This window comes from Amycolatopsis lurida, from assembly GCF_900105055.1.
Lineage (GTDB): Bacteria > Actinomycetota > Actinomycetes > Mycobacteriales > Pseudonocardiaceae > Amycolatopsis > Amycolatopsis lurida.
Genome location: NZ_FNTA01000004.1, coordinates 3,463,530 through 3,488,450, shown reverse-complemented (window position 1 = coordinate 3,488,450; position 24,921 = coordinate 3,463,530). Strand labels below are relative to the sequence as shown.

At 68.8% G+C, this 24,921-nt stretch carries 22 protein-coding genes; 21 read left to right on the top strand and 1 reads right to left on the bottom strand.

The genetic code is table 11. From position 1 onward, the window contains the following. Positions 1 to 24 precede the first annotated feature (24 nt). The 3 genes from menD to BLW75_RS21425 all read left to right on the top strand — a co-directional run bounded on the left by menD (position 25) and on the right by BLW75_RS21425 (position 3,789). Positions 25 to 1,701 (top strand): 2-succinyl-5-enolpyruvyl-6-hydroxy-3-cyclohexene-1-carboxylic-acid synthase, encoded by a 1,677-nt coding sequence (gene menD / locus BLW75_RS21435; protein WP_034310657.1) that lies wholly within the window; start codon positions 25 to 27, stop codon positions 1,699 to 1,701. Positions 1,702 to 1,799: 98 nt separating this feature from the next. Further along, positions 1,800 to 3,314 (top strand): M1 family metallopeptidase, encoded by a 1,515-nt coding sequence (locus BLW75_RS21430; RefSeq protein WP_034310660.1) that lies wholly within the window; start codon positions 1,800 to 1,802, stop codon positions 3,312 to 3,314. Positions 3,315 to 3,336: 22 nt separating this feature from the next. Beyond that, entirely contained in the window at positions 3,337 to 3,789 is a 453-nt protein-coding gene (locus tag BLW75_RS21425) for a DUF3592 domain-containing protein (RefSeq protein WP_034310662.1), read from the top strand. A 305-nt stretch (positions 3,790 to 4,094) separates the two neighbouring features. On the opposite strand, the gene BLW75_RS21420 is transcribed toward BLW75_RS21425, so the two are convergent. Continuing rightward, positions 4,095 to 4,925, bottom strand: coding sequence for an inositol monophosphatase family protein (locus BLW75_RS21420; protein WP_034310664.1), 831 nt, complete (start codon positions 4,923 to 4,925; stop codon positions 4,095 to 4,097). Positions 4,926 to 5,036: 111 nt separating this feature from the next. Between BLW75_RS21420 and BLW75_RS21415 the strand changes: the two genes are divergently transcribed. From BLW75_RS21415 to BLW75_RS21330, 18 genes are all read left to right on the top strand, one after another. Then, the gene (locus BLW75_RS21415) at positions 5,037 to 6,155 is read left to right on the top strand and encodes a glycosyltransferase family 4 protein (RefSeq protein WP_198935717.1); all 1,119 of its coding nucleotides are present in this window, start codon (positions 5,037 to 5,039) and stop codon (positions 6,153 to 6,155) included. Between the two features lie 46 nt (positions 6,156 to 6,201). Further along, on the top strand, positions 6,202 to 7,305 hold the full coding sequence (locus BLW75_RS21410) for a glycosyltransferase family 4 protein (RefSeq protein ID WP_034310667.1): 1,104 nt from the start codon (positions 6,202 to 6,204) through the stop codon (positions 7,303 to 7,305). 69 nt (positions 7,306 to 7,374) lie between these two features. Next, positions 7,375 to 8,145, top strand: a complete 771-nt coding sequence (locus tag BLW75_RS21405) for an AfsR/SARP family transcriptional regulator (protein ID WP_034310670.1) — start codon at positions 7,375 to 7,377, stop codon at positions 8,143 to 8,145. A gap of 68 nt (positions 8,146 to 8,213) precedes the next feature. Further along, entirely contained in the window at positions 8,214 to 8,918 is a 705-nt protein-coding gene (locus BLW75_RS21400; RefSeq protein WP_034310671.1) for a demethylmenaquinone methyltransferase, read from the top strand. After that, a complete protein-coding gene (locus BLW75_RS21395; RefSeq protein ID WP_034310672.1) occupies positions 8,915 to 10,201 on the top strand; it encodes a geranylgeranyl reductase family protein in 1,287 nt (428 codons plus the stop codon). Before BLW75_RS21400 ends, BLW75_RS21395 begins: the two co-directional genes overlap by 4 nt. A 528-nt stretch (positions 10,202 to 10,729) precedes the next feature. Continuing rightward, complete coding sequence (locus BLW75_RS21390) at positions 10,730 to 11,137, top strand: NADH-quinone oxidoreductase subunit A (protein ID WP_034310796.1); 408 nt, start codon at positions 10,730 to 10,732, stop codon at positions 11,135 to 11,137. Positions 11,138 to 11,143: 6 nt separating this feature from the next. After that, a complete protein-coding gene (locus BLW75_RS21385) occupies positions 11,144 to 11,692 on the top strand; it encodes a NuoB/complex I 20 kDa subunit family protein (RefSeq protein ID WP_005151847.1) in 549 nt (182 codons plus the stop codon). 5 nt (positions 11,693 to 11,697) lie between these two features. After that, positions 11,698 to 12,462 (top strand): NADH-quinone oxidoreductase subunit C, encoded by a 765-nt coding sequence (locus BLW75_RS21380; protein WP_034310798.1) that lies wholly within the window; start codon positions 11,698 to 11,700, stop codon positions 12,460 to 12,462. After that, a complete protein-coding gene (locus tag BLW75_RS21375; protein WP_034310674.1) occupies positions 12,459 to 13,838 on the top strand; it encodes an NADH-quinone oxidoreductase subunit D in 1,380 nt (459 codons plus the stop codon). The genes BLW75_RS21380 and BLW75_RS21375 overlap by 4 nt, the downstream gene beginning before the upstream one ends. Continuing rightward, positions 13,835 to 14,707 (top strand): NADH-quinone oxidoreductase subunit NuoE, encoded by an 873-nt coding sequence (gene nuoE, locus BLW75_RS21370; RefSeq protein WP_034310675.1) that lies wholly within the window; start codon positions 13,835 to 13,837, stop codon positions 14,705 to 14,707. The genes BLW75_RS21375 and nuoE overlap by 4 nt, the downstream gene beginning before the upstream one ends. Next, positions 14,707 to 15,987: an NADH-quinone oxidoreductase subunit NuoF gene (gene nuoF / locus BLW75_RS21365; protein ID WP_034310678.1), complete on the top strand. Its 1,281-nt coding sequence runs from the start codon at positions 14,707 to 14,709 to the stop codon at positions 15,985 to 15,987. Before nuoE ends, nuoF begins: the two co-directional genes overlap by 1 nt. Next, on the top strand, positions 15,984 to 18,452 hold the full coding sequence (locus BLW75_RS21360) for an NADH-quinone oxidoreductase subunit G (RefSeq protein WP_034310680.1): 2,469 nt from the start codon (positions 15,984 to 15,986) through the stop codon (positions 18,450 to 18,452). The genes nuoF and BLW75_RS21360 overlap by 4 nt, the downstream gene beginning before the upstream one ends. After that, positions 18,449 to 19,786, top strand: a complete 1,338-nt coding sequence (gene nuoH / locus BLW75_RS21355) for an NADH-quinone oxidoreductase subunit NuoH (RefSeq protein ID WP_034310683.1) — start codon at positions 18,449 to 18,451, stop codon at positions 19,784 to 19,786. The genes BLW75_RS21360 and nuoH overlap by 4 nt, the downstream gene beginning before the upstream one ends. After that, complete coding sequence (gene nuoI, locus BLW75_RS21350; protein ID WP_034310686.1) at positions 19,773 to 20,318, top strand: NADH-quinone oxidoreductase subunit NuoI; 546 nt, start codon at positions 19,773 to 19,775, stop codon at positions 20,316 to 20,318. Before nuoH ends, nuoI begins: the two co-directional genes overlap by 14 nt. Then, positions 20,315 to 21,163 carry an NADH-quinone oxidoreductase subunit J gene (locus tag BLW75_RS21345; protein WP_034310688.1) on the top strand — a complete coding sequence of 283 codons (849 nt, stop codon included), beginning with the start codon at positions 20,315 to 20,317 and terminating at the stop codon, positions 21,161 to 21,163. Before nuoI ends, BLW75_RS21345 begins: the two co-directional genes overlap by 4 nt. Continuing rightward, positions 21,160 to 21,459, top strand: a complete 300-nt coding sequence (gene nuoK / locus BLW75_RS21340; protein ID WP_005151882.1) for an NADH-quinone oxidoreductase subunit NuoK — start codon at positions 21,160 to 21,162, stop codon at positions 21,457 to 21,459. Before BLW75_RS21345 ends, nuoK begins: the two co-directional genes overlap by 4 nt. A gap of 10 nt (positions 21,460 to 21,469) precedes the next feature. Continuing rightward, positions 21,470 to 23,368: an NADH-quinone oxidoreductase subunit L gene (gene nuoL / locus BLW75_RS21335; protein WP_034310690.1), complete on the top strand. Its 1,899-nt coding sequence runs from the start codon at positions 21,470 to 21,472 to the stop codon at positions 23,366 to 23,368. Continuing rightward, complete coding sequence (locus tag BLW75_RS21330; RefSeq protein ID WP_034310692.1) at positions 23,368 to 24,918, top strand: NADH-quinone oxidoreductase subunit M; 1,551 nt, start codon at positions 23,368 to 23,370, stop codon at positions 24,916 to 24,918. The genes nuoL and BLW75_RS21330 overlap by 1 nt, the downstream gene beginning before the upstream one ends. Positions 24,919 to 24,921: the final 3 nt, after the last annotated feature.

The following is a 24,921-nucleotide window of genomic DNA, read 5'->3' as shown; positions in this document are numbered from 1 at the left end:
TAGTGTGAAACCCGAGGTCTGCCGGTGAATCCTTCCACCGCGCAGGCCAGGGTCATCGTCGACGAACTCGTCCGCAACACCGTCTCGCACGTCGTCCTCTGCCCGGGCTCACGCAACGCCCCGCTGTCGATCGCGCTGTACGACGCGGCGGCCGCCGGGCGCCTCCAGTTGCACGTCCGCATCGACGAACGCGGCGCCGGCTTCCTCGCCCTCGGCATCGCCGCGCGCACCGGCCGCCCCGTGGCCCTGCTGTGCACCTCGGGCACCGCGGCCGCGAACTTCCACCCCGCCGTGCTGGAGGCCGACCGCGCGGGGGTGCCGCTGATCGTGCTGACCGCCGACCGGCCGCCCGAGATGCGGGCCGCCGGTGCGAGCCAGGTCATCGACCAGCACCAGCTCTACGGCAATGCCATCCGCTACTTCGACGAGCTCGCCGTCGCCGAACGCCGCGCCGGGCAGAACTCGTACTGGCGCGGCCAGATCTGCCGCGCGTGGAACGCCGCGTACGGCGAATGGCGCTGCGGGCCGGTGCACCTGAACATCCCGTTCCGCGAGCCGCTCGTGCCCGATGTCGATGATGACGGCGAGTGGTACGAGTCACTCGAAGGGCGTCCCGACGGCGCTCGCTGGACGGAGCTGCCGGACTTCGGCGCGCTTCCCTCTTTCGTGGTGCCCTCGGCGCGCCACGGCCTGGTCATCGCGTGCGACACCGGCGTGCAGGCGGCCAGCGAATGGGCCGAGCTGCATGGCTGGCCGGTCGTCTCCGAGACCGGCGGCATCGGGATGGCGGGCGCGACGGCGATCTCGTCCGGCGCGTGGCTGCTCGGCGTCGAGGAGTTCATCTCGCGGCACAAACCCGAGCAGGTCCTGTGCATCGGGCGTCCGACGGTGTTCCGGCAGGTGCAGCGGGTGCTGTCCGATCCGGACGTCGAGGTGCTGCTGGTCCGGCCCGATTCGGACTGGCCCGCGCCCGCGCACAACGTCCGCCAGGTCGGCCAGTGGTTCGACGAGCCGACCAAACCGGCCGATCCGGAGTGGTTGGCGAGCTGGCAGCGTGCGGACAAGGCGGCGTCGGGGGCGGTCACCGAAGCGCTGGCCGACGAGCCGTGGCCGAGCGGGCTGCGCCTGGCGACCGAGCTGGTCGACGCGGTCCCGGAGGGGTCGCTGCTGGTCGTCGGCTCGTCCAACCCGACCCGTGACGTCGCCCTCGCCGGACGGCTGCGGCCCGACGTCCTCGTGCACCGCAACCGCGGCGTCGCCGGCATCGACGGCATGGTGTCGACCGCGATCGGCGCGGCGACCGTCCACAGGGGACATTCGTACGCCCTCCTCGGCGATCTGACGTTCCTGCACGACGCGAGCGGCCTGCTGACCGGGCCCGCCGAACAGCGCCCCGACCTGACGATCGTGGTGCTCAACGATGACGGTGGCGGCATCTTCTCCCTGCTGGAGCAGGGTGCGCCCGAGCACAACGCCAGCTTCGAGCGCGTCTTCGGCACGCCGCACGGCGCCGACCTCGGTGCCCTGTGCGCCGGTTACCGCGTGCCGCACGTCGTCGCCGAGACGCTCACCGAATTCCGTGCGGCGCTCAAGCCCGCGCCGGGGTTGCGGGTGGTGGAGGTCCGCGTGGACCGAACGCGTCACCGCGAGCTGCACGCGCGCCTCCGTACGGCGGTGTCCTCCGCCGTGCGTGCTGTCTAGCCGTATTCCAGAGGGTAGGAACCCCTCCTTCGGACGTGTCTCCGCGTTGATCGTCTGGCTACGTTCGAGCGCGCTGACAAATCCTGGGAGGATTCGCAATGCGCTTGAAGACTCGCGCCGGCTTCGCCGGATTGACCGCGGGTGTCGTCTCGGTGCTGCTCGCCGGCTCCGCGGCGGCCGCCCCCGCACCCGGCTCGATCGGCATCGGCGACCCGTACTACCCGCACGCCGGGAACGGCGGCTACGACGTCGCTCACTACGACCTCCGGCTGACCTATCAGCCGTCCACCGACCTGCTGTCCGGTGCCACGACGATCCTGCTCACCGCGACGCAGGACCTCTCGGCGTTCAACCTCGACTTCGGGCTGAAGGTGTCGAGCGTCCGGGTCGACAACCGGCCCGCGAAGTTCGCGACGTCGACCGACGGCACCGGTGAGCTCACCGTCACGCCGGCCTCGCCGCTGAAGAAGGGCCGGACGGCGACCGTCGTCGTCGCCTACGCGGACACGCCGTCGAAGGTGAAGATCGACGGCTTCACCGCCTGGAAGAAGACCCCGGACGGCGCGCTGGCCGTCGACGAGCCGCAGAGCGCGGCCTGGTGGTTCCCGTCCAACGACCACCCGACCGACCTGGCCACCTACGACGTCTCGGTCGAGGTCCCGAACGACGTCGCCGCGCTGTCGAACGGCACGCTCGTGCGCAAGACGGTGCAGCGGCCCGGCTGGACGCGCTGGAACTGGCGCAGCACCAAACCGCAGGCGACGTACCTCACGTCACTTGAGGTCGGCAAGTTCGAGGTGAACGAGCAGACCACGCCGGACGGCAAGCCGTTCATCACCGCCTACGGCGCCGACCTCGGCGAATCGCTCGGCGCGGCCAAGGCCAGCATCGAGCGGACACCGGAGATCACCGAATTCCTCGCCTCGAAGTTCGGGCCCTACCCGTTCGAGGCACAGGGCGGCGTCGTCACCACCGGCATCACCTTCGCGCTGGAGAACCAGACGCGGCCGGTCTACGGCGCCAGGGCCTTCCGGTCCGGCTCCAACACCTCGATCGTGGCGCACGAGCAGGCGCACCAGTGGTTCGGCGACAGCGTCACGCTCGGCAAGTGGAGCGAGATCTGGCTGAACGAGGGCTTCGCCTCCTACGGCGAGTTCCTGTGGTCGGAGGAGAGCGGCGAGGGCACGGCCGACGAACTCGCCCAGTACATCTACGACTCGGTGCCTGCCGAGGACCCGTTCTGGCAGGTCCTGCCCGCCGACCCGGGCGCGGACAACCAGTTCGACGCGGCCGTCTACGACCGCGGCGCGCTCGCCGTGCACGCGTTGCGCAAGGCCGTGGGTGACGACACGTTCTTCCGGATCCTGCAGACCTGGCAGCAGGTGAAGAAGGCCAAGTCCGCGGTGATCCCGGAGTTCATCGCGCTGGCGGAGAAGATCTCGGGCAAGCCGCTGTACGACTTGTTCCAGACGTGGCTGTACACCAAGGGCAAGCCCGCGGTGGGCCCGAACGGTGCTCAGGCTCTCCGGGCCGCTGTGGCCCCGGTCGCACCGAAGTCCTACCCGCAGATCAAGGCGACGCATGAATTCCTCGCCGAGCGACACGCCCACTGACGGGTAGCGCTACGCTCGCGGCGTGACGGCCAAAACGGAGCGGGTGAGGCGCATCGGGTGGTATGCCGCCCTCGCTGTCGCCTCACTCGTCACCGTGCTCGGTGTCTCCTTGCTGTTCGCCGCCATCCGCAACGACAGTGCGATCGAAGCGGAGCTCGGGCAGGCGACGGCGCAGGTCGAGTCGGTGGCCTTCGACCGCACGATCATCAACTACGCGACCCCCGACGGCATCATGCACAGCCCGGCCAACGGCGTGCTCTACCCGGCCGGGCTGGCCGCCGGGCAGCTCGTGAACATCGAGTACGACGTCGGCGACCCCGAACTCGCGCGGGTGGCCGGCCGCTCGGCGGCGAACACCCTGCTGCCACTGGGCAGCATGATCCTCTTCACCTGGCTGATCGCCGGCCCGCTGCTGTGGTGGATCCGGCGGCAACGGCTGGCCTACCGGCGCTCGCTCGCCGTGACGTCCGCCTGATCACACGTGCCGTCCGCCCAATCACGCGTGTCGTCCCTCTGATCACGCGAGTTACGCCTCTAATCACGCGAGTTACGCCTCCAATCACGTGAGTCCCGTTCCCGATCACGTGAGTTCAGTGCTCAGTCGCGCGAGCTTGCCGTGCGGAACCGGCGATCACGCGTGATCAGACGGACGACACGCGTGATCACATGGACGACACGCGTGATCAGGCGGACGACACGCGTGATCGAAGGCGTAACTCGCGTGATCAAAGGCGTAACTCGCGTGCTTGGGGGCGTAACTCGCGTGATCGGGGGGCGAACTCAGCCCACCGACTCCTGCCACCAGCCCAGGACCTCGTCGGCCACGCCGGGGGCCGCCACGAGCAGGGCGTCGACCGGCAAGGCGGTGTCCTCCCCGTGCCGGTCCAGCACCACGGCACCCGCCTCGATGGCCAGCGCGACCGATCCGGCGACGTCCCATTCGCGGTAGCTGTGCAGCACCGCCGCGGCCGCGTGGCCTAAGGCGACCTGCGCGATCGCCAGCGCCGCCGAGCCGAGCACCCGGACCCCGGCGTGCGCGGCGGCGGCCCGTTCGATGAACTGGCCCATCCCCGGCCAGACACCCTTGCGCGTGAGTTCCGTGCAGACGATCGCCCCGGCGGTCCCGCAGCGGTCGGTGAGCGTGATCGGTTTGCCGTTCGCCCGCGCGCCGCGGCCGCGCGCGGCGGCGTAGATCTGGGCGCGGTACGGGTCCGCCACCACGCCCACCACCGGGCCCGAAGCGTCGATCAGGGCGAGGCTGTACGCGCACCAGGGGACACCGGCGACGTAGTTCGCGGTGCCGTCGACCGGGTCGACCACCCAGCGGTATTCGGCGACGTCGGCACCGTGGTCGGCACCGAATTCGCCGCCGACCACGGGGATACCGGGGAATTCCGCCGTCAGCACCCGGCGGGTGTGGCGTTCGAGGATGCGGTCGGTGTCGGTGACCCAGTCGAAGGGCGAGTCCTTCGGATCGGGTTGGGCGCCCCGGCCCGCGGTCGCGGTGATCACGTCGGTCGCGTCGTTGGCCAGCCGCCCGGCCACTTCGAGGGCCCTCGACACCAGCCCCGGCTCGACGGGCTGAGGCGGCCTTGAGGACAGGAGGGTCATGCCTGACTAGTGTGGCCGAGCCTGGTTTACGGAACACGACCTTGAGATGACATGTCGTCTGTTCCGTTTCTGTTGGGGTGGGCGTCACAACCGGATGCGACAGTGATCCGCGTGCGAGTCGCGATAGTCACCGAAAGTTTCCTGCCCCAGGTGAACGGCGTGACCAACTCCGTGCTCCGCGTCGTGGAACACCTCCGCGACCGCGCGCACGACGTGCTGATCATCGCCCCGGGGCCGGGTCCCGTCGAGTACCTCGGCGCCCCGGTCGTGCGCATTCCCGCCCTCGACTTCCCCGGCGTGAACTCTCTTCCGGTCGGCGTGCCGACCAGGACGGTGCTCACCGCGCTGGCCGACTTCGGACCGGACGTGGTGCATCTGGCGTCGCCGTTCGTGGTCGGCGCCCGCGGTCTCGCCGCGGCAAGACGGCTGCGGGTGCCGTGTGTCGCGGTGTACCAGACCGACATCGCCGGTTTCGCCGCCGCCTACGGCTTCGGCATCGCCGCCCGCGCGGCCTGGCGCTGGGTGCGCCGCCTGCACTCGCGAGCCGACCGCACGCTCGCGCCGTCGACGGATTCGGTGGAACAGCTGAGACTGCACGGCATCCCTCGGGTGCACCGCTGGGCGCGCGGCGTCGACATCGAGCGGTTCTCACCGGTCCACGCCGACCCCGCGTTGCGCGCCGAGCTGGCGCCGAACGGCGAACTGCTGGTCGGTTTCGTCGGCAGGCTCGCGCCCGAGAAGGAGGTCGAGCGGCTGACCGCGCTCGCCGGGGTCGACGGGATCCGCGTGGTCGTCGTCGGTGACGGTCCGGAGCTGCCGATGCTGCGCGAACGGATCCCGGGTGCGGCATTCCTCGGCGCCCGGTACGGCGAAGAGCTCTCCGCCGCGTACGCGAGCCTCGACGTCTTCGTCCACACAGGACCGCACGAGACGTTCTGCCAGGCCATCCAGGAAGCGATGGCGTCCGGGCTGCCGGTGCTGGCGCCGAACGCGGGCGGTCCGAAGGACCTGGTCCTACCCGGCCGCACCGGCTATCTGCTGCCCGCCGACCGCGCCGGGTTCGCGGCGGCGCTGGTGGACAAGGTGAACGACCTGCGCGACGAAGCGTTGCGAGCCAGGCTGGGGGAGAAGGCGCGCAAGGTCGTTCTGGGCCGGACCTGGCCCGCGGTCTGTCACGAACTGGTCGGCCACTACGAGGCCGTCCAAGGCAAAGTCGCTCGCGCGGCGTAACCAAAATGCACCGGCTGGGAAAGGACCGGGCACGAGGTGGACTGGAATGCATATAGTCCAGCTGGCCAACTTCTACGGGCCACGCTCGGGCGGCCTGCGGACGGCGTTGCACCACCTCGGCGCCGGATACGTGGCGAATGGACATCAGGTGACGCTCGTGGTGCCAGGGCGGCGCCACGCGGACGAGACGTTGCCCTCGGGCGTCCGCCGGTTTTCCCTTCCCGCCCCGCAGATCCCGGGTACCGGCGGCTATCGCGCGGTCGATCCGCATCGCGTGCGCGCCGTGCTGGAACGCCTGGAGCCGGACAGACTGGAAGTGTCCGACAGGCTGACCCTGCGCGGCATGGGCGTCTGGGCGCGGCGCAACGGCGTGCCCAGCATGGTGATCTCGCACGAGCGGCTGGACCGGCTCCTGGAGCAGTTCCTCATGCCGGAACCCGTCGCGCGGCGCGTCGCGGACGTCGCGAACCGGCGGATGGCGCGGCGCTACGACACGGTCGTCTGCACGACGGCGTTCGCCCGCGCGGAGTTCGACCGGATCGCCGCGCCGAATGTGCGCCGGGTCCCGCTCGGCGTCGACCTCACGACGTTCACCCCGGCCCGGCGCGACGACGGCTGGCGGCACACCTTGTCCGGTGACGCCGACGCGCTGATCGTCCACTGTGGACGCCTGTCGCCGGAGAAGCACGTCGAACGCAGTGTGGACACCGTCGCCGAGCTGACCGAGGCAGGGCACAACGTGCGGCTGGTGATCGCCGGTGACGGCCCTCGGCGGCGTGCGCTGGAACGGCGGGCGCGTGGGCTTCCGGTGACCTTCCTCGGCTTCCTTTCCGGACGTGGTGACGTCGCGCGGCTGCTGGCCAGCGCCGACGTCTCTCTCGCGCCCGGTCCACACGAGACGTTCGGGCTCGCCGCGCTGGAGGCGCTCGCTTCGGGCACTCCGGTGGTGGTCTCGGCGTCGTCGGCGCTGCGGGAGATCGTGCGGCCTGGCTGCGGTGAGGCCGTCGACGATCTGGCCCCGGCGTTCGCGGGCGCTGTCACGGGTCTGCTGGAGCGCCCCGAGGACGCGCGGCGCGCGGCGGCGCGGGCGCGGGCGGAGGAATTCGCCTGGCCGCGGTCAGTGCAGGGAATGCTCTCCGCACTCGCTTGATCACTTTGTATCTCTTTTGTACAACCGGCATTCATCGTCCCCTCACGCCATCGAGCGAGAGGACGGCACGTGAGGTTCGAAGTACTGGGCACGTTCAGCATCTCCACCGGATCGCGGTCGGTCCCGCTGCACGGCCGGATGAGAAGAACGCTCCTCGGCGTGCTGCTGGTCCGCGCGAACACCTTCGTCCCGGTGAACGTGCTCACCGAGGCCCTGTGGGAGAGCAAGTGGGAGCCGCGCGCGGTGCCGAAGCTGCACTGGCACGTCCACAAGCTGCGCCAGGCCCTGCCCGAGGGCGACCGGCTCGGCTTCGACAACGGCGGCTACCGGCTGGAGGTCCACCCCGGCGAACTCGACGTCGAGACCTTCGAGACGCTGGCGAGCCAGGCGCTCAAATCCACCGACCCCGCGCAGCGCGCCTCGCTGATCCGGCAGGCCCTCACACACTGGCACGGCGCCCCCTACGAAGGCCTCGACGTCCCGCTGCTTTCGGACGAGACGATGCGCCTGTCGGAGCACCGGCTGGTCCTGCTCGAAGAGCTCTACCAGGCCGATCTGGACCTCGGGCGGCACGCGAGCGCGGCCGTCGAGCTGGCGGATCTGGTGCGGCGGAACCCGTTGCGGCAGCGTGCCCAGTACCTCCTGATGGACGCTCTTTGGCGAGCCGGGCGCACCTCCGACGCGCTGGCGGCGTACCGGCGTGCGCGCCGGGTCTCGGTCGATCAGCTCGGCCTCGAACCTGGGCCGGAACTGCGGTTGCTGGAGCGGAGGATCCTCGCCGGCGAGGTCGCGGGGGCCGGTGCGCACCGTGCCCCGGCGTTGCTTCACCGGGTCAGGTGAACCTACGGGACGTCGCTTTGCTCCCGCTTGGCCGCGATCCCTCAGGACGAGCGAAGTAGTGTGCGGGTATGTCCCGAGCGAGTCTTGACAAGGATCCGCACGAAGTCGCCGCCATGTTCGACGACGTCGCGGACGGCTACGACCGCGCGAATTCGTTCATGACCTTCGGCTTCGACCGCCGCTGGCGCACCATCACCGGCCGGGTGCTGGACGCCAAACGCGGCGAGAAGGTGCTGGATCTCGCGGCGGGCACCGGCGTGTCCACCGTCGAGTACGCGCGCAACGGCGCGTGGTGTCTCGCGGCGGACTTCTCGGTCGGCATGCTCAAGGCGGGCAAGCACCGCGGCGTCCCGATGGTGGCCGCGGACGCGATGAAGCTGCCGTTCGCCGACGAGAGCTTCGACGCGGTGACCATCTCGCTCGCGCTGCGGAACTTCGTCGACACCAAGGCCGCGCTCACCGAGATCGCGCGCGTGGTCAAACCGGGCGGCCGCCTGGTGATCTGCGAGGTGTCGACGCCCACATTCCCGCCGATCCGGTTCCTGCACCGGAAGTTCATCGCGAAGCTGCTCACCTGGGTCGGCGCCCGGACCTCGTCGAACCCCGAGGCCTACTCCTACCTGGCCGAATCCATGCTCGCGTGGCCGGATCAGCGGACCCTGGGCGAGATCATCGCGAGTGCCGGGTGGACCGAGGTGGAGTGGCTGAACCTCACGTTCGGCGTCGTCGCCATCCACCGTGCGAAGAAGCCATCCGTAAACTCGCGCGCATGACCCGTCGCAATGCTGACCACGACGCCGAAGTCATCGTCGTCGGTGCCGGACCGGCCGGCTCCACCGCCGCCACGTACCTCGCCCGCGCGGGCGTCGACGTGCTGCTGCTGGAGAAGACCGAGTTCCCGCGCGAGAAGGTGTGCGGCGACGGTCTGACCCCGCGCGGCGTCAAGCAGCTCATCGACCTGGGGATCGACACCAGCGAGGACGCGGGCTGGGTGCACAGCCGCGGCCTGCGGATCCTCACCGGCGAGCTCACGCTGGAGCTCGACTGGCCGGACCTGACCAGCTACCCGCCGTACGGCGTTTCGCGGACCCGTCAGGACTTCGACGACCTGCTCGCGAAGACCGCGGTCAAGGCGGGGGCGCGGCTCTACGAGCGCACCACCGTCACCGGCGCCATCACCAGCCCCACCGGCCGCGTGATCGGCGTCGAGGCGAAGGTCGGCCCGGAGAAGACGCCGGTGAGCTACCGCGCTCCGCTGGTGCTGGCCTGCGACGGCGTCTCCGCGCGGCTCGCGCTGAGTGTCGGCATCCAGAAGAACGAGAAGCGCCCGATGGGTGTCGCGGTGCGGCAGTACTACAAGAGCCCGCGTCACGACGACCCGTTCATCGAGGGCCACCTGGAGCTGTGGGACCGCTCGGACCCGCGCGACCCGAAGCTGCTGCCTGGCTACGGCTGGGCGTTCCCGCTGGGCGACGGCACGGTGAACGTCGGCCTCGGCATGCTGTCGACGTCGGCCGCGTTCCGCAGCACCGACTACCGCGCGCTGCTGCGCCAGTGGCTCGACGGGACGCCCGAGGAATGGGGCTACCGCGAGGAGAACGCCATCGGCAAGGTCGGCGGCGCCGGTCTCCCGATGGGCTTCAACCGCACCCCGCACTACCGCGACGGACTGCTGCTGCTCGGCGACGCGGGCGGCATGGTCAGCCCGTTCAACGGCGAGGGCATCTCGGCCGCGATGGAGTCCGCGCAGCTGGCGTCGGAGTTCGTCGTGCAGGCGCTGGCGCGCCGCGAAGGCCCTTCGCGTGAGCGTGCGCTTGAGGGCTACCCGCGCGCCGTCGCGGAGCTGATGGGCGGCTACTACCGGCTCGGCAACGTGTTCGCGAAGCTGATCGGGAAGCCGAAGGTCATGCACGCGGCGACGAAGTACGGGCTGCGGATCAACTCGATCCTTCCGTTGGTGTACAAGGGACTTTCGGGCTGCTACGACGCCAAGGGCGGAGACGGCGTCGACCGCCTCATCGCCGCTTTGGCGAGGGCGACGCCTTCTCCGCGCTGACCGCCTGGGTCGGGTGGGTCGTGAGTGGTAAGTGTCGTTAGAACGACACTTACCACTCACGACCCACCCGACCGACGCCTCGCCGCACGCCGTCCCTCTCCCCTCCGTTCCACACGTCTGGACCAGTCACGGGTACTCCGGGCAGTGGTATCGGTCACAGGACAAATATGGTCGAACAGCCCTTTGAAGCCGATCTTGGGAACGACGTCGCAGGTCATCGGTACCGCACGCCGGAGGTAACCGTACTGGCCGTGCGGCCAAGTTAGGGCAGCCTTATAGCACGGGGCCTAGGGACAAGAATGTGAGTCACGTCCTACACTCGCCCCATGCTTTGTGAATCGCTTCACATCCTCGACGGGAGGCTTGTGAACTATTTCACAAGCAAGGGGGCCGTCATGCACGGCCCGTAAGGGTTGCCTAACCCTCGGCGGTGTGACCCAGGTGACTTAGGGTGCCGACCGTGGGAAGCGGTGAACCCCGACTCGAAAACCGCAGCGGCGCGGAAAGGATGGCGAAAACCCCGTGCTGATGTTGCCCGTGCTGACCCAGGCGACCACCCCCTCGGTGCCGAACCTGGACATGTACCTCCCCCTGGTCCTCTTGTTCGTCCTCGCTCTCGGCTTCGCGGTGCTCTCGGTGCTGCTCGGCCCGCTCGTCGGCCCGAGCCGGGCCAACAAGGCGAAGCTCGCGGCCTACGAATGCGGTATCGAACCGTCGCCGCAACCGGTCGTCGGCGGCGGCCGGATGCCGGTCGCGTACTACATCACCGCGATGCTGTTCATCCTGTTCGACATCGAGATGGTCTTCCTCTACCCGTTCGCGGTCTCCGCGGACGCGCTGGGCATGTTCGGCCTGGTGGAGATCGTGCTGTTCATCGCGACGGTCGGTTTCGCGTACGCCTACGTGTGGCGTCGCGGCGGCCTGGATTGGAACTAGAGAAGCATGGGCCTCGAAGAAAAACTCCCCAACGGCATCCTGCTCGCCAGCCTTGAAGGCCTGGTCAACTGGGCGCGCAAGAACTCGATGTGGCCCGCCACCTTCGGTCTCGCCTGCTGCGCGATCGAGATGATGACCGTCGGCGGTTCCCGTTACGACATCGCGCGTTTCGGCATGGAGCGCTTCAGCGCGACGCCGCGCCAGGCGGATCTGATGATCGTCGCCGGCCGGGTCACGCAGAAGATGGCGCCGGTGCTCCGCCAGATCTACGACCAGATGGCCGAGCCCAAGTGGGTGCTGGCGATGGGCGTCTGCGCCTCGTCCGGCGGGATGTTCAACAACTACGCCGTGGTGCAGGGCGTCGACCACATCGTCCCGGTCGACATGTACCTCCCCGGCTGCCCGCCGCGCCCCGAAATGCTGCTCGACGCGATCCTGAAGCTGCACGCCAAGATCCAGGACGAGCCGATCAACGCCCGCCGGGCCGCGATCCGCGCCGCCAGCGGTGAGCGCACCGAGCTGATCGCCTCCTCGATCAAGTACGCGAAGAAGTGAGCGACGTGCCCGAAGAAAACTCCCCCGAAACCCCGGAAACCGGCGGCGAGCAGTCCAGCGCCGACCGGCCCGCAGGCGGCCTCGAGCCGCAGGGCGCCCGTCCGGCCGAGCCGGTCGTCACCGGCAAAGAGCGCCAAGGCATGTTCGGCGTGCGCGGCACCGGTGACACCTCCGGTTACGGCGGCGTCCGCCTTCCCGCGTACAGCCCGCCCCCGGCGGAGCGCCCGTACGGCGGCTGGTTCGACGAGTTCGCCGACGAGTTCTACGCGGCCTTGGCGGACAACAAGATCCCGGCGAACGCGATCCTGCAGACCACGGTCGACCGCGGCGAGATCACCTTCTACGTCTCCCGCGAGCACCTCGTCGAGATCGCCAAGGTCCTGCGCGACGACGCCGGTCTCCGCTTCGAGCTGCTCAGCTCGGTCTCGGGCGTGGACTATGGCGTCGACGTCCCGCAGCGTCTGCACTCGGTCTACCACTTCACGTCGATGACCTACCGCCGCCGCATCCGGCTGGAGGTCACGCTCGACATCGAAGACCCGCACGTCCCGTCGCTGGTCGGGGTCTACCCGACGGCCGACTGGCAGGAGCGGGAAGCCTGGGACATGTTCGGCATCGTCTACGACGGGCACCCGGCGCTGACCCGCATCCTCATGCCGGACGACTGGGACGGCCACCCCCAGCGCAAGGACTACCCGCTCGGCGGGATCCCGGTCGAATACAAGGGCGCGGAGATCCCGCCGCCGGACCAGCGGAGGTCGTACTCGTGAGCACCGAAAACCTCTCCGACGTCACGACAGGCACCGCCACCGGCCCCCAAGGCGCCGACAGCACCGACGACGTCGACTACGCGGACTCCCGCGACACGACCGAAGGCCGCGTCTACACCGTTTCCGGCGGTGACTGGGAAGACCTCATCGAGGACTCCCGCCACGACGAGCGCATGGTCATCAACATGGGCCCGCAGCACCCGTCGACGCACGGCGTGCTCCGGCTCGTGCTGGAGATGGAGGGCGAGACCGTCACCCAGCTCCGTTCGGTCATCGGCTACCTGCACACCGGGATCGAGAAGAACTGCGAGTACCGCACGTGGACCCAGGGCGTCACCTTCGTGACGCGCATGGACTACCTCGCCCCGCTGTCGACCGAGATGGCGTACTGCCTCGGCGTCGAGAAGCTGCTCGGCATCCAGGCCCCGCGCCGCGCCGAACTGCTGCGCGTGATGCTGCTGGAGATCAACCGCATCGGCTCGCACCTGGTCTACATCGCCACCGGCGGCATGGAACTCGGTGCCACCACGGCGATGACGCTCGGGTTCCGTGAGCGCGAAGAGGTCCTGCACCTGCTGGAGCACCTCACCGGTCTCCGGATGAACCACGCGTTCATCCGCCCCGGCGGCCTCGCGCAGGACATGCCGGACGACTACCAAGAGGTGGTCAGCGCGTTCGTCAAGACGATGGACGAGCGGCTTCCCTTGTACGACAAGCTCTTCACCGGTCAGCCGATCTGGCGCAACCGGCTCAAGGGCGTCGGGTACCTGCCGGTCGACGCTTGCCTCGCGCTCGGCGTCACCGGCCCGGTGCTGCGCAGCGCCGGTCTCCCGTGGGACATGCGCAAGACCGAGCCGTACTCGCGCTACGACGAGTTCGAGTTCGACATCCCGACCTCGACCGAGGCGGACTGCTGGGCGCGCTACCTGCTGCGCGTCGAGGAGATGCACCAGAGCCTGCGGATCATCAAGCAGTGCCTGAAGAAGCTCGAGCCGGGCCCGGTCATGGTCGAGGACAAGAAGGTCGCCTGGCCGGCGCAGCTCTCGATCGGCAGCGACGGCATGGGCAACTCGCTCGAGCACGTCCGCAAGATCATGGGCCAGTCGATGGAATCGCTGATCCATCACTTCAAGCTGGTCACCGAGGGCTTCAAGGTCCCGCCGGGCCAGACCTACACGTCGGTGGAATCGCCGCGCGGCGAACTCGGCGTGCACCTGGTCTCCGACGGCGGTACCAGGCCGCTGCGGGTCCACGTGCGCGAACCGAGCTTCGTGAATCTGCAGTCGATGCCCGCGATGGCCGAAGGCGGCCTGGTGGCGGACGTGATCGCCGCCATCGCCTCGATCGACCCCGTCATGGGGGGAGTGGACCGTTGAGCACCCAGCCCGGAACGACACCGACGCCCGAGCCCGGCACCAGCCTGGCCGAGCAGACCCATATCGCCGCCGGTGGTGACGTCGACGTGATCGCGATCGCGCCGGATCCCGCCGAGGCGGAGGGGATCCTGGAGAACGCGAAGCTCGAAGACATCTTCGACGCCGACACCTACGCCAGGGCGCAGAACCTGATCGCGCGGTACCCGCAGTCGAGGTCGGCGCTGCTGCCGATGCTGCACCTCGTGCAGTCGGTGCAGGGTTACGTGAGCCAGGAGGGCATCGCCTTCTGCGCGCGGAACCTGGACCTGTCCGACGCCGAGGTCAGCGCGGTCGCGACGTTCTACACCATGTACAAGCGCCGCCCGTGCGGCGAGCACCTGGTGAGCGTCTGCACGAACACGCTGTGCGCGGCCATGGGCGGCGACGCGATCTACAAGAAGCTCCAGACGCACCTCGGTTCCGAAGAGAAGCCGTTGGGGCACAACGAGACCGCGGGCACGCCGAACGAGCCCGGTTCGATCACGCTGGAGCACGCCGAATGTCTCGCGGCCTGTGACCTCGCCCCGGTCATCCAGGTCAACTACGAGTACTTCGACAACCAGACCGAGGACAAGGCCGTCGCGCTGGTCGACGCGTTGCAGGCGGGCAAGAAGCCGGCCCCGACGCGCGGCGCGCCGCTGACGAACTTCAAGGGCGCCGAACTGCAGCTCGCCGGGTTCTTCCCGGAGGACGCGCAGCAGTACCGCACGGACGTCGATGGTCCTTCTCAGGCCGTCGAAACCCTGCGGGGAGCGCAGGTCGCGCAGGACCGCGGCTGGACCGCGCCCGCGATGAAGGACGTTCCGCTTCCGGAAGTGGAGAAGAAGTAATGGCCGATCCCATCACTCCGGTCCTCACGAAGCGCTGGCTTTCGCCCAACTCCTGGACGATCCAGTCCTACGAAGCCCTCGAGGGCTACACCGCGATCCGCAAGGCGCTGAAGGCCACTCCCGAGCAGATCGTCCAGTTGGTCAAGGACTCCGGCCTCCGCGGCCGTGGCGGCGCGGGCTTCCCGGCCGGCATCAAGTGGTCCTTCATGCCGCCGAACGAGGACAAGCCACACTACCTCGTCATCAACGCCGACGAGGGCGAGCCGGGCACCTGCAAGGACATCCCGCTGATGATGGCGGACCCGCACTCGCTGATCGAGGGCTGCATCATCGCCTCGTACGCGATGCGCTCGCACCACTGCTTCATCTACGTCCGCGGCGAGGCGCTGCACTGCATCCGCCGCCTCAACGCGGCCGTGCGCGAGGCGTACGAAGCGGGTTACCTCGGCAACAACATCCTCGACTCCGGATTCGACCTCGACATCACCGTGCACGCGGGCGCCGGGGCGTACATCTGCGGCGAGGAGACGGCGCTGCTGGACTCGCTGGAAGGCCGTCGCGGCCAGCCGCGGCTCAAGCCGCCGTTCCCGGCCGCCGCCGGTCTCTACGCCGCGCCGACCACGGTGAACAACGTCGAGACCATCGCGAGCGCGCCGTACATCGTCAACGGCGGTTCCGACTGGTTCCGCCAGATGGGCCGCGAGAAGTCGCCCGGCCCGAAGATCTACTCGATCTCCGGCCACGTCGAGAAGCCCGGCCAGTACGAATGCCCGCTCGGCACCACGCTGCGCGAGCTGCTGGACATGGCGGGCGGCATGAAGGACGGCATCCCGCTGAAGTTCTGGACGCCGGGTGGTTCGTCCACGCCGATGTTCACCGCCGAGCACCTCGATGTTCCGCTGGACTTCGAAGGCGCGGCGGAAGCCGGGTCGATGCTGGGCACGACGGCCGTGCAGGTCTTCAACGAGACCGTTTCCGTGCCGTGGGCCGTGATGAAGTGGACGCAGTTCTACGAGCACGAGTCCTGCGGCAAGTGCACGCCGTGCCGCGAGGGCACGTACTGGCTGGCGCAGATCCTGGAGCGCATGGTCGAGGGCCACGGCACCGAGGAGGACATCGACACCCTGCTCGACGTCTGCGACAACATCCTCGGCCGCTCGTTCTGCGCCCTCGGCGACGGCGCGGTCTCGCCGATCCAGAGCGGGATCAAGTACTTCCGCGAGGAATTCCTCGCACTGTGTGAAACCAACAAGCGCGAACTGGTGGGGGCGCAGGCATGACGATCGCACCCGACAAGCCCGGAACCGAGGTCGAAGAGACCCCGGTCCCCGAAGGCCACGTCAAACTGGTCATCGACGGCGAAGAGGTCATCGCGCCCAAGGGCGAGCTGCTGATCCGCACCGCCGAACGGCTCGGCACGGTCATCCCGCGCTTCTGCGACCACCCGCTGCTCGACCCGGCGGGGGCCTGCCGCCAGTGCCTGGTCGAGGTCGAAATGGGCGGCCGCCCGATGCCGAAGCCGCAGGCGTCGTGCACCATGACGGTCGCCGACGGCATGGTCGTGAAGACCCAGCTGACCTCGGCCGTCGCGGACAAGGCCCAGCAGGGTGTGATGGAGCTGCTGCTCATCAACCACCCGCTGGACTGCCCGATCTGCGACAAGGGCGGCGAATGCCCGCTGCAGAACCAGGCGCTCGCGCACGGCCGCGCGGACTCCCGTTTCGTCGACACGAAGCGGACGTTCCCGAAGCCGCTGCCGATCTCCTCGCAGGTGTTGCTGGACCGCGAGCGATGCGTGCTCTGCCAGCGCTGCACCCGGTTCTCCCGCGAGATCGCCGGCGACCCGTTCATCGAACTGCTCGAACGCGGCGCCCACCAGCAGATCGGCACCGCGGAGACCGCGGACGTGCTGGACCTGGCTTCGCGAACGACGTCGGGCCAGCCGTTCCAGTCGTACTTCTCCGGCAACGTCATCCAGATCTGCCCGGTCGGCGCGCTGACGTCGGCCGCGTACCGGTTCCGTTCGCGGCCGTTCGACCTGGTGTCCTCGCCGAGCGTGTGCGAGCACTGCTCGTCCGGCTGCGCCGAGCGGACCGACTTCCGCCGCGGCAAGGTCATGCGGAAGCTCGCGGGCGACGACCCCGAGGTCAACGAAGAGTGGATCTGCGACAAGGGCCGGTTCGCGTTCCGGTACGCCACGGCTGACGACCGCATCCGCCGTCCGCTGGTCCGCAACGCCGACGGCGTGCTGGAAGAGGCCTCCTGGACCGACGCGCTGCGCGCGGCCGCCGCCGGGCTCGCCGAGGCGCGGGACGGCAAGGGCGCTGCGGTGCTGACCGGTGGCCGCCTGACCGTCGAGGACGCCTACGCGTACTCGAAGTTCGCGCGGATCGCCCTGGGCACCAACGACATCGACTTCCGGGCCCGCCCGCATTCGGCCGAGGAGCTGGGCTTCCTCGCGTCGCACGTGGTCGGCACGACGCCGGAAAGCGGCGTCACCTTCCGCGAGATCGAGCGGGCACGCACGGTGCTGTGCGTCGCGTTCGAGCCGGAGGACGAAGCGCCGATCGTGTTCCTGCGGCTGCGCAAGGCGGCCCGCAAGAACCGCACCCGCGTCGTCCACTTGGGACAGTGGACCACCTCGTCGGTCCGCAAGACCTTCGGTGAGCTGCTGGCCTGCGCGCCGGGCTCCGAGGCCGCCGCGATCGACGGCATCGCGCAGCACGCGCAGGACGTCGACCAGGCACTTTCGGCCGAGGGTTCGGTGATCCTCGTCGGCGAGCGTGCCGCCGAGGTCCCCGGCCTGTTCTCGGCCCTGCACCGGCTGGTGGAGCGCACCGGCGCCCGGCTCGCGTGGATCCCGCGTCGTGCGGGTGAACGCGGTGCCCTGGCGGCGGGCGCGGCGCCGACGCTGCTGCCCGGTGGCCGCCCGGTCGCCGACGCCGCGGCTCGCGCCGAGGTCGAAAAGGCTTGGGGCGTCACGCTTCCCGCCACGGAAGGCCGCGACACCACCGCCATCCTCAAGGCGGCCGCCGAGAACGGCCTCGACGGCCTGCTGGTCGGCGGCGTCGACCCGGACGACCTGCCGGATCCGGGCCTGGCGTTGCGGGCACTCGTGAACGCGAAGTTCGTGGTGAGCCTGGAGCTGCGGCACAGCGCGGTCACCGAGCACGCGAACGTCGTCCTCCCGATCGCTCCGGCGGTCGAGAAGGCGGGCAGCTACCTGAACTGGGAAGGCCGCCGCCGCGAGTTCGCCGTCACCCTCGAAGGCACCGGCGCCCTGCCGGACTGCCGGGTGCTCGACACCCTCGCCGTCGAGATGGACGCGGACATCTTCACGCAGACCCCGGCCGCTTCCGCCGCCGATCTGGCGAAGCTGCCCGGCAAGACCGAGCCCGCGACCTTCGAGCCGGTGGCGGCCGCCGCCGCGAGCTCGGGGAACGGCAAGGTCCTCCTCGCCACCTGGCGCCAGCTGATCGACAACGGTTCGCTGCAGGACGGCGAGCCGCACCTCAAGGGCACGCAGCGCGAGGTCGTCGCCAAGCTTTCGGCGAAGACCGCCGAAGGCTTGGGCAAGACCGTGAAGGTCTCCACCGAACGCGGTTCCATCACGTTGCCGATCGAGGTCGCGGACCTGCCGGACGGCGTCGTGTGGCTCCCGGGCAACTCCGACGGCTCCGCCGTCCGCGCCGCGCTCGCGGCCGGTCACGGCTCGGCCGTCACCCTCACCGGAGGTGAGAAGTGACTCCGTTGCTCAGCCAGATGCCGGACGCCGCCGAGCGGGCGGCGCTGCTGGCCGACGACCCGTTGTGGCTGATCCTGATCAAGACGGTCGTCATCCTGCTGATCGGCCCGATCCTGACGATCTTCCTGATCGTCTGGGAGCGGAAAGCGGTCGGCCGGATGCAGAACCGTCCCGGCCCGAACCGGGTCGGCCCCGGCGGCTACCTGCAGTCCCTCGCGGACGCGATCAAGCTGCCGTTCAAGGAACAGATCATCCCGGACACCGCCGACCGCAAGGTGTACTTCCTCGCGCCGGTGATCTCCGCGGTGCCGGCGCTCATCGCGCTGGCGGCGATCCCGTTCGGCCCGGTGGTCTCGATCTTCGGCGAGCGCACCACGCTCCAGCTGGTCGACCTGCCGGTCGGCGTGCTGGTGATCCTCGCCTGTTCCTCGATCGGCGTGTACGGCCTGGTGCTGGCGGGCTGGTCGTCCGGCTCGCCGTATCCGCTGCTCGGTGGTCTGCGAAGCGCGGCCCAGGTGATCTCCTACGAGATCGCGATGGGGCTGTCCATCGTGGGCGTCATCCTCTACGCCGGTTCGATGTCGACGTCGGCGATCGTCGAGTCGCAGCAGAGCGGCTGGTACTTCTACCTGCTGCTGCCGAGTTTCGTGATCTACCTGATCTCCATGGTCGGCGAGACCAACCGCGCGCCGTTCGACCTCCCCGAGGCCGAATCCGAGCTGGTCGGCGGTTTCCACACCGAGTACAGCTCGATGAAGTTCGCGATGTTCTTCCTCGCCGAGTACGTCAACATGGTGATCGTTTCGGCGTTCGCGACCACGTTGTTCCTCGGCGGCTGGAAGTTCCCGTTCGTCGGCGCCGACCACGCGCTGAACCAGGGCTGGCTCCCGCTGATCTGGTTCGCCGCCAAGCTGTTCATCCTGCTGTTCGGCTTCATCTGGCTGCGCGGCACGCTGCCGCGACTGCGGTACGACCAGTTCATGCGGCTGGGCTGGAAGGTCCTGGTGCCGGTCAACCTGGTCTGGATCGTCGTGATCGTCACGGTCCGCGCGATCAAGAACTCGGGTGGCCTGTCCACTCCGCAGATCCTCATCGGCGGCGGCGCGCTCATCCTCGTCGTCGTCATCCTGAGCCTGCTGCTGCCGGACAAGAAGGTCCCGGACGACGACTACGTCCCGGTGACCGGTGGCGGGTTCCCGGTGCCGCCGCTCGACCTGCAGGTTCCGGACAAGACCCCGCGTCAGAAGGCCCTCGCGAAGGCCGAAGCCCGGGCTGCCAAGCGCAAGCCCGCGGCGGTTTCCAGTGGAAGGGAGGCCGGCGATGGGGATGTTTGATCCCATCAAGGGTTTCGGTGTCACCTTCGGGATGATGTTCAAGAAGGTCGCCACCGAGGAGTACCCGGAGGCGGGCGCCCCCGCGGCTCCGCGCTACCACGGCAGGCACCAGCTCAACCGGCATCCGGACGGGCTGGAGAAATGCGTCGGCTGCGAGCTGTGCGCGTGGGCTTGTCCGGCGGACGCGATCTTCGTCGAAGGCGGCGACAACACCGAAGAGGCGCGTTACTCGCCCGGTGAGCGGTACGGCGCCGACTACCAGATCAACTACCTGCGCTGCATCGGCTGCGGGTTGTGCGTCGAGGCCTGCCCGACCCGGTCCCTGACGATGATCAACTTCTACGAGCTGGCCGACGACGACCGGCAGCGGTTGATCTACACCAAGGAAGACCTGCTCGCGCCGCTGCTGCCCGGTATGGAGCAGCCGCCGCACCCGATGCGGCTGGGCGAGAACGAGCAGGACTACTACGTCAACGGTCCGGAGCTCGCGCGCAAGCCCACCGGGGCCACCGAAGCGGAGGCCGTCAAGTGATCACGGCTTTCCTCGCCCAGACGGACGTTTCGGCAGGCATCACCACTGGCGAGACCATCGCCTTCTGGGTGCTCGGGCCGCTCGCGCTGCTCGGCGGGCTCGGCATGATCTTCTCCCGCAACGCCGTGCACTCGGCGCTGTGGCTGGTCCTCACGATGCTGTGCCTCGGCGCGCTGTACATGATCCAGCAGGCGCCGTTCCTCGGCTTCACGCAGATCATCGTCTACACCGGCGCGATCATGATGCTGTTCCTGTTCGTGCTGATGCTGGTCGGTCGCGAGAGTTCCGACTCGGTCGTCGAAGTGCTGCGCGGACAGCGGGTCATGGCGACTCTGCTCGGTATCGGCGTCGGCGGGCTGCTCGCCGCGGGTCTCGCCCGCGCGATGGCCAACGTGACCCCGGCCCTGCCGGTCGACCCGGCGAACGTCGACGGCGGCGGCCCCGGCGGGCTGGGACGGCTGATCTTCACCAAGTACCTGTTCCCGTTCGAGCTCACGTCGGCGCTGCTGATCACCGCCGCGCTCGGCGCGATGGTGCTCGCGTTCACCGACCGGCACGCCAAGGGCGGCAAGAAGAACCAGAAGGAACTCGTCGTCGACCGGTTCACCGGGAAGCACGACCGGCCTTCGCCGCTGCCCGGCCCGGGTGTCTTCGCCACGGCCAACTCGGTCGCCACCCCGGCGCTGCTGCCCGACGGCTCGATCGCCAGGGAGTCGCTCTCGGAGATCATCGAGTCGACTTCGGCCGCGCAGCTGGAAACCGAGCGCAAGCAGGTCGCCGGGACCGCCGACGACGCTGTAGGGCCGCACGCGCTCGTAGGTAAGAAAGAAGGGGACGAGGAATGACCCCGACGTACTACCTGCTCCTGTCCGCGCTGCTGTTCGCCATCGGCGCGGTCGGGGTGCTGGTGCGCCGCAACGCGATCGTCGTGTTCATGTGCATCGAGCTGATGCTGAACGCGGCGAACCTGTCCCTGGTCACGTTCGCCCGGATCAACGGGTCGCTGGACGGCCAGGTGATGGCGTTCTTCGTGATGGTCGTCGCCGCCGCGGAGGTCGTGGTGGGGCTCGCGATCATCATGGCGATCTTCCGCACCCGGCGCTCGGCCTCGGTCGACGACACCAACCTGCTGAAGTACTAGGGGTTCAAGAGTGACCGCATCATCGTGGCTGCTGGTGGCCTTCCCGGCTCTTGGCGCACTGATTCTTCTGCTGGCCGGTAAACGCGCTCGTCCCTGGGGGCACCTCCTCGGCAGTGCGACCGTCTCCCTGTCCTTTGTGTACGGCCTGATCCTGTTCTTCACGGCCGACACGAAGGCCACCGCGGACGTCAAACTGTTCTCGTGGATCCCGGTTTCGGCGCTGCAGGTCGACTTCGGGCTCCGGATCGACGCGCTTTCGCTGACGTTCGTGCTGCTGATCACCGGCGTCGGCATGCTGATCCACTTCTACTCGATCGGCTACATGGCCGAGGATCGCGATCGGTCGAGGTTCTTCGCGTACCTCAACCTGTTCGTCGCCTCGATGCTGATCCTGGTGCTGGGCAACAGCTTCGTGACGCTGTACCTCGGCTGGGAAGGCGTGGGTCTCGCGTCGTACCTGCTCATCGGCTGGTACCAGGACCGCCCGTCCGCGGCCACCGCGGCGAAGAAGGCGTTCCTGATGAACCGCGTCGGTGACGTCGGGCTCGCGCTGGCGATCTTCCTGATGTTCAAGTACGTCGGGAGCACCGGGTACGCCGAGGTCTTCGGCGCCGTCGGCCAGATCCCGACCGGCGCGGTCACCGCGATCGCGATCCTGCTGCTGCTGGGCGCCTGCGGTAAGTCCGGCCAGTTCCCGCTCCAGGCCTGGCTTCCCGACGCGATGGAGGGCCCGACCCCGGTCTCGGCCCTCATCCACGCGGCGACGATGGTCACCGCCGGCGTCTACCTGGTCGCCCGCGCGCACGAGATCTTCAACGCCACCGCGGACGGCCGCCTGATCGTCACGCTCGTCGGTACGGTCACGCTCTTGATCGGGTGCATCATCGGCTGCGCCTACGACGACATCAAGAAGGTCCTGGCGTACTCCACGGTCAGCCAGATCGGTTACATGATGCTGGCCGTCGGTCTCGGCCCGATCGCCTACGCGCTCGGCATCATGCACCTCGTGGCGCACGGTTTCTTCAAGGCCGGGCTGTTCCTCGGGGCCGGTTCGGTCATGCACGCCATGAACGACGAGGTCGACATGCGGAAGTACGGCGGGCTGCGCAAGCACATGCCGGTCACCTTCTGGACCTTCGCGCTCGGTTACCTGGCACTGATCGGCATCCCGCCGCTCTCGGGCTTCTTCACCAAGGACGCGATCATCGAAGCGGCGCTGTCCCAGGGCGGTTGGCGCGGCTGGGTGATGGGCGGCGCGGCACTGCTCGGCGCCGGGCTCACCGCGTTCTACATGACGCGACTGATGGTGATGACCTTCTTCGGCAAGGAACGCTGGAAGGAGATCAAGTCCAGCGACGGCCGCGACTTCCACCCGCACGAGTCTCCGGCGATCATGAAGTGGCCGATGATCATCCTGGCGATCGGCTCGATCGGCGCCGGCGCGTTCTTCGCCCTCGGCGACCGGTTCGCCGAATGGCTTTCGCCGGTGGTCGGCCCGCTCGAAGAGGGCGGCCACAGCGTCATCCCGCACGCGCTGGTCCCGATCCTCACCGTGGCGCTGTCCGTGCTCGGCGCGGCGGCGGCGTGGCTCTTCGTCGGCCGTAAGGACGTTCCGGTGGAACGCCCCGAGCGGGTCTCCGCCGTGGTCAAGGCCGCGCGCAACGACCTGTACGGCAACACCCTGAACGAGACGCTGGTCGCCCGCCCGGGCACCTGGCTCGCCCGCGCGCTGGTCTACGTGGACAACCGCGGGGTCGACGGCGCCGTCAACGGCCTCGCCGCCGCGCTCGGTGGCGGATCCGGGCGCCTGCGCCGCCTGCAGACCGGCTTCGTCCGCTCGTACGCACTGTCCATGCTGGGCGGCACATTCCTGCTTCTGGCGGCACTCCTGCTGGTGAGGTTCTCCTGATGACCTGGGTACTCGCATCCATCCTGCTGCCGCTCGCCGGCGCCGCGGTCGTCGCGGGGATGAAGAAGAACGACAGGCTGGCGACGCTCACCGCGCTCGTGGTGTCGCTCCTGACGTTCCTGCTGGTGATCCCGATGTGGGCGAGCTACACGCCTTCGGGGGACCGGATCCAGCAGAAGTCCTCGATGGACTGGATCCCGAACTTCGGCATCCACATCTCGTTCGGCATCGACGGCATCGCGCTGGTGATGATCGCGGTGATCGGCCTGCTGGTGCCGATCGTGGTCGGCGCGCTGGGCCTCACCGACAAGCTCCCGGCCGGGCGCTCGGCGGGCGGGTTCCTGTCGCTGATCCTGGTGCAGGAGGCGCTGACCATCGCGGTGTTCGCCGCGACCGACGTCTTCCTGTTCTACGTGCTGTTCGAGATCATGCTGATCCCGATGTACTTCCTGATCGGCGGCTACGGCGGCGCGAACCGGCAGTACGCGGCGGTCAAGTTCTTCCTGTACTCGTTCCTCGGCGGCCTGATCATGCTGGCCTCGGCGATCGGGGCGTACTCGCTGGCTTCGGACGAACTCGGCAAGGGCACCTTCGACTGGGAAACGCTCGTCACGGTCGTCCGTGACGCCCCGCTGGGCACCCAGATCTGGCTCTTCATCGGGTTCTTCCTCGCGTTCGCGATCAAGGCCCCGTTGGTGCCGTTCCACACCTGGCTGCCGGACGCCGCGGGCCAGGCGCCCATCGGCGTCGCGGTCCTGCTGGTCGGCGTGCTGGACAAGGTCGGCACGTTCGGGTTCCTGCGCTACTGCCTCCCGATGTTCCCGGAGGCCAGCAAGGAACTCGCGCCATGGGTGCTGGTGCTCGCGGTCGCGGGTGTCCTTTATGGATCGATCCTCGCAGCCGGGCAGCGCGACATGAAGCGCTTCATCGCCTACGTGTCGATCGCCCACTTCGGCTTCATCGCGCTGGGCATCTTCACCTTCAACGAGCAGGCGATGGTCGGCTCGGTGTCGTACATGCTGAACCACAGCCTCGCCACCGGCATGCTGATCGTGGTCGTCGGCCTGATCGTGATGCGCGGCGGGTCCACGCGGATCTCCGACTACGGCGGCATGGCGAAGGTGACCCCGCTGCTCGGCGGGATGCTGCTCATCGCCGGTCTGTCCACTTTGTCCCTGCCCGGCACGAACTCCTTCATCAGTGAGTTCCTGGTGCTGCTGGGATCCTTTGTGGACTACCCGGTGTACACGATCATCGCGACGGTCGGCATGGTGCTGGCCGCGGCGTACGTGCTCTGGCTCTACCAACGCGTCATGCAGGGCCCCGTCCGCGGTGACGCCCTGATCGGCGCGGGTGGCGGCCCCGGCACGGCCATCGCCCCCGAACTCGGGGCGACCAAAGCCATCAAGGACCTCGGCGGCAAGGAGATCGCGATCCTGGCGCCGATGGTCGTGCTGATCATCGCGCTCGGGTTCTATCCCAAGCCGGTGCTCGACACGATCACCCCGTCGGTGCAGCAGACCATGTCTGCCGTGCAGGGAGGCAAGTAAACC

Excerpts from the sequence above, each read along its gene's own strand:
- BLW75_RS21330 (WP_034310692.1), top strand. The coding sequence starts at position 23,368 with ATGACCTGGGTACTCGCATCCATCCTGCTGCCGCTCGCCGGCGCCGCG.
- nuoF (WP_034310678.1), top strand. The coding sequence starts at position 14,707 with ATGGCCGATCCCATCACTCCGGTCCTCACGAAGCGCTGGCTTTCGCCC.
- BLW75_RS21400 (WP_034310671.1), top strand. The coding sequence starts at position 8,214 with ATGTCCCGAGCGAGTCTTGACAAGGATCCGCACGAAGTCGCCGCCATG.
- nuoI (WP_034310686.1), top strand. The coding sequence starts at position 19,773 with ATGGGGATGTTTGATCCCATCAAGGGTTTCGGTGTCACCTTCGGGATG.
- BLW75_RS21420 (WP_034310664.1), bottom strand. The coding sequence starts at position 4,925 with ATGACCCTCCTGTCCTCAAGGCCGCCTCAGCCCGTCGAGCCGGGGCTG.
- BLW75_RS21385 (WP_005151847.1), top strand. The coding sequence starts at position 11,144 with ATGGGCCTCGAAGAAAAACTCCCCAACGGCATCCTGCTCGCCAGCCTT.
- BLW75_RS21410 (WP_034310667.1), top strand. The coding sequence starts at position 6,202 with ATGCATATAGTCCAGCTGGCCAACTTCTACGGGCCACGCTCGGGCGGC.
- BLW75_RS21360 (WP_034310680.1), top strand. The coding sequence starts at position 15,984 with ATGACGATCGCACCCGACAAGCCCGGAACCGAGGTCGAAGAGACCCCG.
- BLW75_RS21395 (WP_034310672.1), top strand. The coding sequence starts at position 8,915 with ATGACCCGTCGCAATGCTGACCACGACGCCGAAGTCATCGTCGTCGGT.
- BLW75_RS21390 (WP_034310796.1), top strand. The coding sequence starts at position 10,730 with ATGTTGCCCGTGCTGACCCAGGCGACCACCCCCTCGGTGCCGAACCTG.
- BLW75_RS21430 (WP_034310660.1), top strand. The coding sequence starts at position 1,800 with ATGCGCTTGAAGACTCGCGCCGGCTTCGCCGGATTGACCGCGGGTGTC.
- nuoK (WP_005151882.1), top strand. The coding sequence starts at position 21,160 with ATGACCCCGACGTACTACCTGCTCCTGTCCGCGCTGCTGTTCGCCATC.